The organism is Vibrio sp. 10N.261.51.A4 (assembly GCF_041471945.1).
GTDB lineage: Bacteria > Pseudomonadota > Gammaproteobacteria > Enterobacterales > Vibrionaceae > Vibrio > Vibrio crassostreae_C.
In genome coordinates, this window is the sequence record NZ_JBFRPJ010000074.1 from 1 (window position 1) to 13,786 (window position 13,786).

The following is a 13,786-nucleotide window of genomic DNA, read 5'->3' on the forward strand; positions in this document are numbered from 1 at the left end:
GCGAGCGCGATGCTTTACAGTATCGTCGAGACTGCAAAAGCCAACGGCCTTATCCTCTATGACTATATGGTCAAGTGCATGAAAGAGCTAGCAAAAGCAGAGCCCGATATCGATGCACTCCTGCCTTGGAACTTCAAACACTAGTAATATCGCCCTGTAGGTTCATGGGGCGGATACGATATTCGGGTTGATCGCTGCTGTTGTGAGCCTATGTCTAATCCTTGGTAATGAAATGCAGATGGGTGGCGATGACTACCTAATTGGCACGGTTTGCTTAGGCCTTGCTGTTGCGATTCACGCAGTGATGTATGTGCTGGTTCAAAAGCACTGCAAAGGCATTGAAGTACTAACCTACAACGCCGTACCGAGCCTAATTGCAGCTCTATTCTTGTTCGCTGTTTCAGCTATAGGTGAAAACGTGAATATTGAATCTTTCACTTGGGATTCAATCTCTGCTGTGGTTTACCTAGGCTTTGTGGCGAGTGTTGGCGGCATTGTTGCTTACTTTAAATTAGGTCAGGTTTCGACACCTTTCCAAGCATCTATCTGCTTCCTAATTTTCCCTGTGGTTGCACTACTGATCTCTTGTTACATCAATGGTGAGGTTCTATCTGAACAGTCACTTGTAATGATGATTCCTCTACTTTGCGGCATCCTGCTAACCAAAGCACCAAAGGGAATCTTCAAGCTGCGTACCGAATTAAAAACCGTAAGAAACTGATCCGCGTGAAACCTATTTTGCGGATTAGATATACATATCCCACATAAACAAAAAGCTCCAATATCACTATTGGAGCTTTTTGCTTATTTCATAATATCGAGACCAACATTAGCGCCAGCTAAACATTCGCACTTCGTTGCCCTCTTCAGGTTTCTTCGGAATGTTTAAAGATAGCGCTAGAGAAACCACGGCCATCACTGCACCAATATAGAAAACCGTTGCAGGAGAAGACAACCAAATCACACCAAACACCACTGGAATAACGACCGCTGCAATATGATTGATGGTGAAAGAGACACCAGCAGTTGATGCCATGTCTGCCGGGTCTGCGATTTTCTGGAAGTAAGTTTTGATCGCCAGCGCCAATGCAAAGAACAGGTGATCGATCACGTAAAGTGCCGCCGCCCATTCCGCGCTTTGCACCAAACCATAACCGACAAACACACCAATCAAGCCAACATACTCGAAGATCAACGCTTTACGCTCGCCAACCACACCGATAAATCGACCAATGCGCTTCGCAAACAAGAAGTTAAATAGGTAATTAACCAAGAACAACAATGTGACGTCGGCAGCCGAGTAACCAAACTTCTCTACCATCAAGAAGCCTGCAAACACAGTGAAGATTTGTCTTCTCGCACCGCTCATAAACGTTAGCGCGTAGTAGAGCCAGTAACGCTTTCGCAGCACCAACTTCTTATTCTGTGGCGTCTTGGTTTGAAATTCAGGGAAACCAAAGGTCATCACCAATATCAGAATAAAACCAATACCGCCAGTAATACCGTACACCCAAGCAAAGTCGAGCTTCAGCTGTTCTAGCATCACCCAGATAGATCCGTAAGTGATTAAGGATGCCAGTGCGCCGACTGAGATCATCTTACCTAGCATCTCTGGCGCTTCTTCTTTACTCAACCATTGCAGTGACAAAGACTGCTTCAGCGTTTCAAAATAGTGAAAGCCCGTCGACATTAAAATGGTAGTCAGCAACAATCCAGTGAGTGAGGGGAACAGACCCGTAATCGCGGTGCCTACAGTGAGCATCGCCAGCGATATCAACATGAAGCGTTGCTCACGAATGAATGCCAACACAAACACTACGGTAAATGCTAAGAAACCCGGGATCTCACGCACACTTTGCAGCAAGCCAATATCCGCACCATCAAAGTTCGCCTTCTCAATCACGAAGTTATTAAGTAAAGCCATCCAGCTCGAAAACGCGATCGGTACAACAATCGAAATCAGTAATAAAAAGTTTTGCGGCGTTTTCCAGCTCGCGGTTCTATCGAACATTGACGGACTCCTGTTCGTCTAATTGAGTGAGCACTCGTAAGGTCAACTGCTCAGTATAAGGGTTAATCTTCCAATGCTCTGGGCTCCAGCCTTTTACGAAACGTTGGAAATCGGCCCACGCCACGTAAAACATTGGTCGCCATGCTGCTTCTACCTCATCAAATGAAAGGTGTGGCTGATAGTACACCAATGCCTCTTTCAAGTAGTGGAAGTAAGCATCTAGTACTTCTGATTCAAGCTCTGCGCAATCTTGTGGCCTAATCGCGCTGCTCATGAACAAGGCGACGTCTTTCATCGCACAGCCGTAACCCACATATTGGAAATCGACCGCAGCTGCTCGCTCGCTTTCAGAATCAAAACAAAAATTGGCGAGCTTGGCATCGCCATGTACCAAGGTTTGATATGGACATTCTTTTAGTAAACGGTCGATGTGCTTGGCTTGGTTCTTCAATGGTAAATCAGCCAAGGCATTGAGCTCATCAGGACGTGTATCTAGATGCCAATAAGTACCGACTTGCCACAATGATGACAACTGCTCTTGATTGATATTGATGTGCTTTACGTGAAAGTTAGCGAGCCATTTAAGGCAAGCATTACGTTGTTTTTGCTCTTCTCGTGTGTAACTAGATACCTGATAGTCAGAAGCTGCAAGTACATCAAACTGAGAGGTTAACGGAAAACCTATATCCGCTAAGTCTTGCATCACTATCAGCCACTCATTCTCTTCTAGTTCACATTGCAGCCCAACAGGTACAGGGCAGCGCTCGTCCCATTGTTGGGTGAATGACTGATACCAAGCTGTTTCCACTTGGTAAGAGTGTACCTTTCGTTGGTGAGAGAGTTTGGTATTCCAACCCTTTGGGTGTTCAGCTTTATCTGGCAACGCGACATGTTTAACAATCACACTCTTGAGTTCCGCACTGCTTTCTTGAGAAAAGACTAAGCGAACTAACTCGCCATATCCACCCCATAGGCGTTGAATCACTTGGACATCAAACCCTTCATGACAACCCAGCGAGGTCGCTATTTTTTGATAAAGCTCATTTTGATAAAACTCTTGTTGATAAAGCTCTGGCTGATTTTGACTTGAACCCGCTTCAGGTTGAGCTCGATTATTCGACGATATTGATTGAGACATATTACTCGTTGTTATGCTTTATCGGATAGAAGGTGTGACCACTGTGGCTGCCTATTCATGTAGTGAACCACATAGCTACAAACCGGCACAATTTTGAAGCCCGCTTGTTCAATTTCAGGCAATACCGATTCCATCATCACCTTCCCAAAGCCCTTGCCTTGCAGTTCATCAGGAATGCGTGTCGACGTGATATGTAGTACATCTCCGTCCTTTTGATACTTAACGACCGCGAACTGGTTGGGTTCTAACTCTACCGTGATCTGGTTCACTTCTTGATCCCATTTTACTGCCTGCATTCTCAACTCCTGCAAATAATTGATACGACAAACAATAAAAGTTTGAAGTATGAGTTCCTTGTAATAGACTAGCGCAAGTGCATATAAATAAAACTAAGTACTTACAAACACAGCAAATAATTCAGTGCAATCGGCTTAATATAAAATCAGCAATGATAAAAGGCACTCTATAAATCTATGTGAGTACGTCCACTAAATCTAGCACGTAATAACCCCTTGTTAGCAAGTTACCAGTATAACTAACAGACGCATGTTGGCGCATGGAGAACATATAATGAACGCACCCCTGAAGAAGCCTTTGGAGCATAATCAGGCACTTCAAGACCCTCGTAATCGCACCGTTTCCACTATCAATAGCACTGATGCACTGGCCATGATTGAGCACGGCAGTGAGCTGACATTAAATGTCTCGACTCCCGTTGGCACGAAGTTTCTCGCCACCACCAAGTTTATCGGAACGCACAGTGATAACTGTATTGTGGTTGAGGTTCCCGAGGTATCCAATGAAGATCTGAACTTTTTCTTTCAAGAAGGTTTTTGGATGACCGCTCGTGCGTATTCTCTACGAGGTGAAGGCGCGCTTATCCACTTTAGAAGCCAAATTCACCATAAGATTGGTGAACCCTTCCCTATTCTAGTGCTGTCTACACCAAGCACGATGCAAGTGACACAGCTACGTAAAGAAACACGCTATGAAGTGAATCTGGCTTCAAGAATCATCTTCAACGACCAGCGAGCAAACTGTGAGATAAGAGACTTATCGAAAAGTGGTTGTCGTTTCGTTACCTCACCAACCTCTCGTGCTATTCAGATTGCCGATCGCGTGTCTATTGAGATAACCCCTGAGAACTACAACGGACCACTGATTCCGCCATTGCGCGGCATCGTCTGCAATCTACAGAAATCGACACACTACGCTCGATACGGTGTCGAATTTGATGATATTGGCCGAGCTAACGCCAAACACTTGTTGGCAAAACTGAAGTTCGATGGCACCAAGCTTTGCTTACGAAATGGGTAACGCCTTTTAACACGCGACTTTCACCGAATACAGCAAGCTGACCAACTACAATTAGTTCACTGGCAAACTAAACCTCAACCAACAAAAAAGCCATCGACTCTAGAATCGATGGCTTTTGCGTTTTGGCTGTTTGTTTATTTGTTTAGCTATCTAGATATTCAAACTATTTGCGCAGTGCGTTCAGTTTAGCTTGGGCGATACCAAAGATAGTATCAATTGGATAGCTACCCTCATCACTTGCTTCACCAGCGGCTTTGCCTGTGAACAGCTCAATCGCCTCTGTTACATGGTCAATCGCCCAGATATTAAACTCGCCCTTTTCAACCGCTTTCACGATATCGCTACGCAGCATCAGGTTGTGAACATTTGAACGCGGGATGATCACCCCTTGTTCGTTTGAACGCCCTTTGATTTCACACACATCAAAGAAACCTTCAATTTTCTCGTTCACACCACCAATTGGCTGAGACTCACCAAACTGGTTCATCGAGCCTGTAATTGCGATATCTTGACGGTTTGGTTGCTTAGAGAACGCTGACACCACCGCACAGAACTCGGCCATACTCGCACTGTCACCATCGACGCCACCATACGATTGCTCGAAGGTGATGTTAGTGGTGAGCGGGACTTTGGCTGTCTTACCAAATACGGAAGAAAGGTAAGCCGACAAGATCATCACGCCTTTTGAGTGAATACTGCCACCTAGGTCTACGTTTCTTTCAATATCAATCACTTCACCATCACCGTAAGCGGTGGTTGCCGTGATTCGGTTCGGCGCGCCAAACATATGATCCGTCGTGCTGAGTACAGACAGCGCATTCACTTGCCCAACCGCTTGACCATCAACATGGATTAGCGTTGTGCCGTTAGTGAAGGTTTCCATCACGCTGTCTTGCAGTCGTCCGACACGCATCTGTTGGTTAGATAACGCTTGGTCGACGTGCGTTGCACGAATCAGGTTCGATTTTGAGCCTCTCGCCACGTAGTTTGATTCACGAAGCAGATTAGCAATGTGAGCAGAGTGCAGAGACAATTTACCTTGGTCACCCGCCTGACGAGAGCTGTGCTCAATGATGCGAGCGATCGCTTTACGGTCACAATGCAGCATGTTGTTGTCGTGCACGATGCTCGAAATAAAGCGCGCGTAATGCATTTCAGAATCGGGAGTACGCTTCATCTCATCTTCAAAATCGGCCGTTACACGGAACAGTTCACCAAACTCTGCATCGTAGTGTTGCAGCAGTTGGTAAGTTCGGTAATCGCCAAACAGGATGATCTTAACATCCAATGGAATCGGTTCTGGATCAAGCGATACCGCCCCCGTTAAGGTCACCTCTTTTTCTAATGAAGTGAAGCTCAATTGACGTGAACGCAGTGCTCGTTTCAAGCCTTCCCAAACGTACGGCTGCTCAAGTACCTTCACCGCATCCATCAGTAATACGCCACCGTTGGCTCTGTGTAAGCTACCTGCACGAATCAATGAGAAGTCTGTAAAGACAGTGCCCTTGAACGTTGCCGTTTCTACATAGCCAAACAGAGAGTGATAATTTGGATTCTCTTCCACCACGATCGGCAGAGTCTCCTCCTTTTGGCTCACAATCACGTTAACCTTGTAGCGACGCGGCATTTTCTTATCCAAAGAAGCGGTTGCAACTTCTGCTTGCTCAGTGCTCTCTTCTAAGAAGATGTCAGCGTTGTCGACAATGTCTTTACGCAGTGCCGTTAGGTACTTTTTAATGTCTGGATATTGGCTGTAATCCTTCTTCAATTGCTTGATGAAGTGCGTGATCACGTCTCGCGCCGTATCATCATTCAGTTTTTGAATTTTCTCAGTGTACGTTTCTTCAAGTTCCGTCAACTCACGAGAAATGGTTCGCAGACCGACTTCCAATCCATCAATGGTTTTATCGAACTGGTCTTGCTCTTCTGGCGAAAGCAGATCGAAGCTCTCTTCGGTATGAAGATCATCCCCATTCATGGCCACAAACTGGTAATCACCCTGAGTGGTGATCGTCAGGTTAATGCCCTTGTCTTTCGCTTCTTGGCTAATGCTTTCTAACGCGGCTTGTTGCTTAGCTGCTAATTGGTTTTTAAGCCTATCAGCACGGCTAAAGTACATCTCGTTATCAAACGCTAGAGGCATACCTTTCAGCAATTTACGCATTAGCTTTTCAATATCTTGCTTTAAGCTGCTGCCAACGCCACGAGGTAATTTCAGTACCTTAGGTGTACGAATATCTTCAAAGTTCGCGATATAACACCAATCAAAAAGCTCCTGCACTTCTTGAGGGTGACGGTTCAGATAGCGCAAGATCATGGTGCGTTTACCCAGACCATTTCGCCCTATCGCATAAATGTTGTAACCCTTTTCCTTGATTGACATCGCGAACTCAACGGCTTTTTGTGCCCGTTCCTGCCCGACGATTTCGTCAATTGGAGCCAGTTCTTTGGTCGACTTACATGGTAGCTTGTCTAAATCCGCTACCTGATACAGCTGTTCTGTATTGAGTCTTTGCATCGCCATCGCCGCCTCCTTAGTCCTTCATTACTTGGGTGTAGATAAAATCAGTGTAGATGTAATTTCCTATAAATTTAGTGACTTACGCAACATCGCTGTTCAACTGAGCAAATAACGCACAATTTGAGCCATTTTTAAGAATAACCGGCCATTTTATTTGCCAACTTAACATGTCAATGATTTTAATTTGCATTTGATAATAAATATCATTAACATTTTCTGATATTATAAATTGAGGATGTGGATATGGAAATTGAACGATGCTGGATGCACTACCTAAAAGCTGAACAGTTAATGGAACAAGGTCACTGGCCAGAAGCACAACGCCTTTATGGTGATGTTCTAACCTCACTTCCTCATCACATCCAAGATGCAGCATACCAAAGCGATATCAAGCCTTGCCAATTTGCCTGCTTGCTTGCCGGGTTAAGAGACGCGAGCGTCGCTCAATCAGAGATACTCAACCGATTAGGTCAGCACCAACAAGCCTTCGATACCTTGAATCAATCTTACGCTCTGATGCAATTTATCTCTCTGGAGAACACTGAGCTGATTCAACGTACCTTTGGATTATTGGAAAAGCAGAGCGAAGGTTTGCTCAATCACCTGATCGCTTTTTGCAGCGCTCAGCGCAGTTCGCATTGGATGCTCGAACTAGAACAAATTCAACGTGCTCATCACCATTTTGGGCAACTTAAAACAACGTCAGAAGTTCAATCTTCACCTAATGTCTTAAATTGATAAGGATATATCATGTCGGACCGGGCTCTTCTTAAAGTCAATAACCTCTCCGTTAGCTTCAAAACCAACGATGGAATCGTTGATGCGGTGAAAAAGGTTAACTTTACCCTTAAATCCAGCGAAACCTTGGCCATTGTTGGTGAATCAGGTTCTGGTAAATCTGTCTCTTCCAACGCACTGATGCGTCTACTTCCAGACAACGCCATTATTGATCCGCAGTCTCAAATTGAGTTTGAAGGCGAGTCTGTTCTCGAAAAATCAGAGCGTGAAATGCAGTCGATTCGTGGCGACAGAATCGGCATGATCTTTCAGGAACCGATGACCTCTCTCAACCCATACCTGCGCGTGGGCACACAAGTGGCTGAAGCCATTATGTGTCACCGCAATGTATCGAAATCAAAAGCAAAACAGCGTGTGCTAGAGCTCTTCAATCTTGTGCATTTACCAATGCCTGATCAGGCTTACACCAAGTATCCGCATGAATTTTCGGGTGGTCAGTTACAGCGCATCATGATCGCAATGGCGCTGATCAATGAACCAGACATTCTGATTGCCGACGAACCCACCACAGCATTGGATGTGACTGTTCAGGCGGAAGTGCTTTCTCTTATCAAAGAGATTCAAGGCAAAATGGGCATGGCGATTTTGTTCATCACCCATGACCTAGGCGTCGTGAAACACTTTGCCGACCGTGTACTCGTCATGTGTAAAGGGGAGTTGGTTGAAGAAGGGCAAACACAAGAGCTGTTCGATAACCCTAAGCACGATTACACACGCATGCTAATTAACTCGATTCCTAAAGGCGCTAAGGTTCCTGTTGAGGCGTCAGCCCCAGAGCTATTGTCTGCTGACGACATCCGAGTTCAGTTCTTGGTTAAATCACATTTCATCAAGAGTAAAAGTCAGTACTTCGAAGCCGTAAAAGGCATTTCGTTGAATCTTAAACAAGGCGAAACGCTAGGCATTGTGGGTGAATCAGGGTCAGGTAAATCGACCCTTGGACGTGCATTAATCGGCTTGCTGCCAAGTACCGGACGTATTGTTTACAAAGGCCAAAACGTTAGCTTATTAAATGATAAAGAGCGTCACAAGCTCAAGAAAGATGTCCAAATGGTGTTCCAAGATCCTTATGGTTCTTTATCACCACGCATGACAGTTGGGGAAATCATCACCGAAGGCTTAACGGTGCATCAACCTCATCTATCCAAGCAAGAACGTTTAGAAAGAGCGCGCAAAGCATTGATTGAAGTTCGCTTAGAGCCAAATTCAATAAACCGTTATCCGCATGAGTTCTCTGGCGGACAAAGACAACGTATCGCGATTGCTCGCGCGCTGATTCTTGAACCTTCTTTCATTTTACTGGATGAACCGACTTCAGCACTCGATCGCTCAGTACAACTGACCGTGATCGACCTACTGAAAGACATTCAAGCTAAGCACAATATCGGCTTCCTATTCATCAGCCACGATCTCTCGGTAGTGAAAGCTCTGTCGGATCGAGTGCTGGTGATGCAGAAGGGCGAAGTGATGGAAGAAGGGTCTGCCGAAAAGATTTTCAATGCGCCGAAAAACGACTACACCAAGAAACTGATCGCAGCGTCATTCGACTTAGAAAATAAATCGAAAAAAAATGCGGCGTAGAGGGAACTAATCAACATTAACAGCGTCTTATGAGTACATTCTGAATAATCTCCTAATGGATTGAAATCTAGAATGGATATAGCAAAACTGGTTTGGCCGCCAAAAGAGAAATGTCGCATGGATGCGACATTTTTCGTTTCTGAAGGGAAATAATGTGTCTTTGACTGTAACTCCCTATGATTCAATCATTTCACAACTAACGATACAGAGACTTGGTCGACTCTCTGACGATTAAATCTATCGGTGGTAGTCGTGCTTCATGCCTCTCACCTGAAAGTAAGTTCAAAATCGACTGAGCACACACCTCTCCAATCTCTTCAATTGGCTGCCTTAATGTTGTTAACGCAGGTGTGAAATACTTAGACGTTGGCAAGTCATCAAACCCAATCACTGACACATCTTCTGGCACTTTGTAGCCGTGATCATGGAGCGCCTTAATCGCGCCGTAAGCCGTTTGATCATTGGCAGCAAACAGGGCTGAGAAGTGAATCTTAGATTCAATTAATTCCACGGTTTTCTCATAGCCAGTTTCACTACTGAAATCCCCTTGCTTGACGAGCTTTGGCATCACCTTAATGCCCGCCTCTTGCAGCGCTTTCTTATAGCCTTCAAAACGATTACCCGCATCTGGTTGACTCGAAAGCCCTTTGATATGGGCGATGTTCACATGCCCTTGTTGTAATAAGTGAAGCGTCGCCATGTAACCGCCTAGCACATTATCGATATTGATTGAACGAACGTTGTCTTCAGCGAAATCATAACCGACCGCGACAATCGGGATGTCTTGCGCGTACTTGGCAATATCCTCTTTGGTGATGCTGCCTGTTACGATGATCATTCCATCGACATTGCTCTTAGCCAGATACTCTAAGGCGTGTATCTCGAGCTTTTTTTGCCAATGCCCGGTTGCTATCACTAACGAATAGCCTTGAGCTATCAGGGTTTTCTCCATGTCATTGAGAATACGGCTGGTATAAGGGCTGTCAGGGTGTTGCACCAACACACCAATGGTGAGTGAACGTCGGTTGGTGTTTTCTTGCATTTGAAAATTAGGTTTGTAGCCAGTGTCTTTAATCGCTTGCTCGATGTTCTGGCTTTTATCATCCGACACATAAGTGGTTCGATTAAGAAAACGAGAAACTGTGCTGGGAGAAACACCAGCCAGTTTTGCTACATCGTATACTGTTGTTTTTTTTGTTTTAGTGCGCATCTCGAACCCCTAATCAAGTGACATTCGGGGAGCTTTAAGCTCCCCATCAGTTTCAACCTGCATACCACTGCTTTAGCTGAAAATCGTGTCATTAAGTTAATACAAGTAGGCGAAGATCATCCCCGGTCTAAAGTAACGACCAGCCGTATATTTCAAGCCAGTACTCAGTAACCATTTGTGTAAGCCTGCCAGCTTTTCTAACGGAATTTCACCGCTCACCATTTTAACAAAATTATCAGTATCTTTCGTCAATGTTGGATTGATCCGACCGTCAGACAGCACACAGTTTTGACATTTAAGTACACTTAGCCAGTTTTTCGCATCATTTTGCGTCAATTTAAAGGCTTCTATAAGATATTTCTCATTGACAGACACAGAGCAATTGAACCCTTCTGGCGCTGCAAATGGAATCTTTGAATAGTCATACAGCGCGGTGTACACAGTATCCATCAATGTTTCCGCTTGCTGAGACTTGCCCGCTAGGCTCAACGCTGTAGCGACACTAAACTGCACACCAATCCACACGTCTTGCGCCTGAAAAGCCTCATGTGGTGAACCATCCGCGAGCGTCATGTTCGCTATCCCAAGTTTAGGGCTGTTAATCTCGAAGTTATGTTTATAAACATAGTCCAATGCACGCTGAATGCGCTGTTGCGGGAAAATACCCTCTAGGCCAATCAGTTTGAGATAGCTGTCTGCAAGCAGTGCATCACCAAAGCTATTGTCTGAATCAGACACCAACTCTAGATATTCTTGCGTGAAAGCTTGAGGTGCTGTCTCACTCAATAAGCGTTTCTTAGAGGCTCTTTGAGATACCTTATTAATGTTAATGGAGGTATCGGTCTCATTGAGATAAGCATTGAGCGTATTCTTGTCAACAATCGCATCACCCGTTAAAGTCAGCCCGAGAGTTTCCAAAGCTTGATAGCCTTCGCCCGTTAGATGCTTAGCTTGAACGGGCGTGACGAAGAAGTGGTAGTAACCCTCTTTGTCATCCCACAAGCTTTGCTCAACTGTTGCTAACGCCTTTTTCGAACGCGTTAAGTAACCGCTAGCTAGTTCGCTTTCGCCCATCAATTGTGCAAGCTCGCTTGCTGCTTGTAGGCCAGCAACCCACAGGCTCGCACAGTAAATAGAGATGCCGTGAGACGCGAGGTTATCAAAGGTATCGTCTGTGCCACGGGTTAGTGGTAAATCGTCACCCTCAGCAATCAAGTTCGATAAGAAATCGATGCTCTCAGTGACAGCCTGCCAGCACTCTTCAACCACAGAAATATCTTGTGTCTTTTGATAGTGGCGGTACACCATCAAAATGTATTTCGGCGCCAAGTCCTTCCACTCTTTCACGTTGTGCCAGCTGTAAGCATCAGGCTGGATGTCGAATGGGCTGCCCAAGTCGTGGATTACCGCGCCTCGAATGGCACGTACGCCTTGGTACTTGTCATCAATCAATTCTGCATTAGGCGTCGCTTCGTATTCCCAGTATCGGCGCTCGGTAAAGTCTTCGGCCAAAATGGCTTTCGAGAACTCTTTCATCACACAGCCATCAAGCTCTGGCAGCAAGTAAAGCAGAGAGAATGAGCCGTAGAAATACACATCCAGAGAGTTAAAGAACGGGTAGTCGACACACTCTTTCACCAAGAACTTATCTTCTTTGTCCCATACCGTTGATTCAGCTAGGAAGGACAATGAATTCATCGCCATCGTCGCATAGCGCAGTGCCGATTCAGGCTGTGATATTTTGCGTTGAGCTTGCTCTAAGAAGGCAGTTTGTTGCGCGACGATCTGTTGTTCAATCGCTTCTAGCTCAGGCAACATGTCTTCTAACATAGGCAGAGCCGGTTGCGTTTGAGGGTAGAATTGCGTATAAGCCTTGTCCGAATGCCAGCCATTAAGCATGACTTTGCTGTGAGCCATCACCTGAGCAAAACGCAGATCAACAGACTCTCCAGGTTCTAACTCAACCTGAACCACAACCAATGCGCTCAACGCTTCACGCCCTGTGTAAATTCCTGTTTGAAATTCCGCGTTGGTACGGCCTGTTTTCAGTGCGAACTCTGTTTGTTCCGCTGTCTTAGAGGTGTAAAGCGTTGGCTTGACAGAAATCGAAACCTTGCCAGATTCTGTCAGTTGATTATCCGCTTGAACACCAAACACCACTTCACCTTCAATATCGCTTTGATAAGGCGATTGGCTGGTCAGTTGAACGCCAGTAAAGCTGCGACTTTCACCCTTTAAGTTAACCGTTTGATGCTGCTGAGCAATTGGGTTTTGAGACAAGGTACACGCCGAATCTTGAATGCCATCACGACCTTTTTGATAGGTTGAGCCAATCAAGTTTTGTAGCGGCTGAGCAAGCGTAATCACACGTGTTTGCGATGAATCATTGGTTAATTCAAAGTGATTCCAGTGCATCGGCAAAGAACACAGTCGTTTGTCCTCTTTAACGATCGGAGAGACTACCTTACGCTTTATTTTAATATCATCGAAGCTACTGTATTTATATTCAGCCCGTGGATATAAAGCTTGATATTCTATATCTCTACCATTAACACTACCTGTATCATTATTTTCACCCGCAGTAAGTGATAATAATCTCGTTGTATCATTAATTAATAAACCATTAAAGAAATCCAAGGCGACATATAATTGACAAATAATCGACGATGAATCTTCTTCAATCAATAATTGAGTCTTATTTGAAAACTCAACGTTCCACTTTGTAAAGTTAGATTTATTATCTTGGTAGAAGTGACCATTTTTCAATGCCGCACGAATGTGGTTAATCGCATTCGACATTTCTGAGCTTTCAATCTTCTTACCATCAAACAAAGCAGGATAGAAGTTTAGGTGAACACTCAGCTCTTGCTCATCAATGACTTGTAGCGTGTCGATGGTTGGCACATTCATCACCGAGGCATAAAAATCATTAAAATTAACCACTTGCTCTGAGCAATCAACAAATATACCTGGAATAAAACTGAAGTTCGGCGTGTTACCATTTGGCGTCAGTGTAAATGTGTTACCAATTCCACCTACCGCCATGCCAGTGTTTTCTGGCGTAGTAGAAATTGGCGTGTACCAAGGTTGAATAAATTCAACTGCATCACCTTTTTTGCAAAGGTGTTCTGAATTTCCTGAATAGCTTGTATATGGAATTTTATTATTCATTTTAAAACCGCCATTGAATATTTTTTTCTTCTTGTTAAT

General features: G+C 44.8%; 10 protein-coding genes and 1 pseudogene. 5 read left to right on the top strand and 6 right to left on the bottom strand.

Going from position 1 to position 13,786, the window contains the following annotated elements; all coding sequences use genetic code 11:
- On the top strand, positions 1-144 hold a 144-nt coding region (locus AB4384_RS16470; protein WP_214253394.1), incomplete at its 5' end, for a transposase domain-containing protein.
- Between the two features lie 34 nt (positions 145-178).
- A pseudogene (locus tag AB4384_RS16475) lies at positions 179-721 on the top strand (EamA family transporter); the annotation flags it as partial.
- Positions 722-829: 108 nt separating this feature from the next.
- Here the strand turns inward: AB4384_RS16475 and AB4384_RS16480 are convergent.
- Genes AB4384_RS16480 through AB4384_RS16490 form a run of 3 tightly spaced genes read right to left on the bottom strand, consistent with a single transcriptional unit; the run spans position 830 to position 3,445 of the window.
- Positions 830-2,011: an MFS transporter gene (locus AB4384_RS16480; RefSeq protein ID WP_372129825.1), complete on the bottom strand. Its 1,182-nt coding sequence runs from the start codon at positions 2,009-2,011 to the stop codon at positions 830-832.
- Positions 2,001-3,149: a phosphotransferase gene (locus AB4384_RS16485; RefSeq protein WP_372129826.1), complete on the bottom strand. Its 1,149-nt coding sequence runs from the start codon at positions 3,147-3,149 to the stop codon at positions 2,001-2,003. Before AB4384_RS16485 ends, AB4384_RS16480 begins: the two co-directional genes overlap by 11 nt.
- An 11-nt stretch (positions 3,150-3,160) precedes the next feature.
- A complete protein-coding gene (locus AB4384_RS16490; protein WP_004732803.1) occupies positions 3,161-3,445 on the bottom strand; it encodes a GNAT family N-acetyltransferase in 285 nt (94 codons plus the stop codon).
- Positions 3,446-3,719: 274 nt separating this feature from the next.
- Between AB4384_RS16490 and AB4384_RS16495 the strand changes: the two genes are divergently transcribed.
- A complete protein-coding gene (locus tag AB4384_RS16495; protein WP_017065025.1) occupies positions 3,720-4,466 on the top strand; it encodes a flagellar brake protein in 747 nt (248 codons plus the stop codon).
- Between the two features lie 163 nt (positions 4,467-4,629).
- On the opposite strand, the gene AB4384_RS16500 is transcribed toward AB4384_RS16495, so the two are convergent.
- Positions 4,630-6,990, bottom strand: a complete 2,361-nt coding sequence (locus AB4384_RS16500; RefSeq protein ID WP_017061577.1) for a Lon protease family protein — start codon at positions 6,988-6,990, stop codon at positions 4,630-4,632.
- A 240-nt stretch (positions 6,991-7,230) separates the two neighbouring features.
- On the opposite strand from AB4384_RS16500, the gene AB4384_RS16505 reads away from it, so the two are divergent.
- Positions 7,231-7,725 carry a hypothetical protein gene (locus AB4384_RS16505; protein WP_017068585.1) on the top strand — a complete coding sequence of 165 codons (495 nt, stop codon included), beginning with the start codon at positions 7,231-7,233 and terminating at the stop codon, positions 7,723-7,725.
- 12 nt (positions 7,726-7,737) lie between these two features.
- On the top strand, positions 7,738-9,366 hold the full coding sequence (locus AB4384_RS16510; protein WP_372129827.1) for an ABC transporter ATP-binding protein: 1,629 nt from the start codon (positions 7,738-7,740) through the stop codon (positions 9,364-9,366).
- A 196-nt stretch (positions 9,367-9,562) separates the two neighbouring features.
- Here AB4384_RS16510 and AB4384_RS16515 read toward each other — a convergent pair whose 3' ends face one another.
- Both AB4384_RS16515 and AB4384_RS16520 read right to left on the bottom strand, forming a co-directional pair.
- Entirely contained in the window at positions 9,563-10,576 is a 1,014-nt protein-coding gene (locus AB4384_RS16515; RefSeq protein ID WP_372129828.1) for a LacI family DNA-binding transcriptional regulator, read from the bottom strand.
- Between the two features lie 96 nt (positions 10,577-10,672).
- A complete protein-coding gene (locus AB4384_RS16520; protein ID WP_372129829.1) occupies positions 10,673-13,747 on the bottom strand; it encodes a GH116 family glycosyl hydrolase in 3,075 nt (1,024 codons plus the stop codon).
- Between the last annotated feature and the right edge of the window lie 39 nt (positions 13,748-13,786).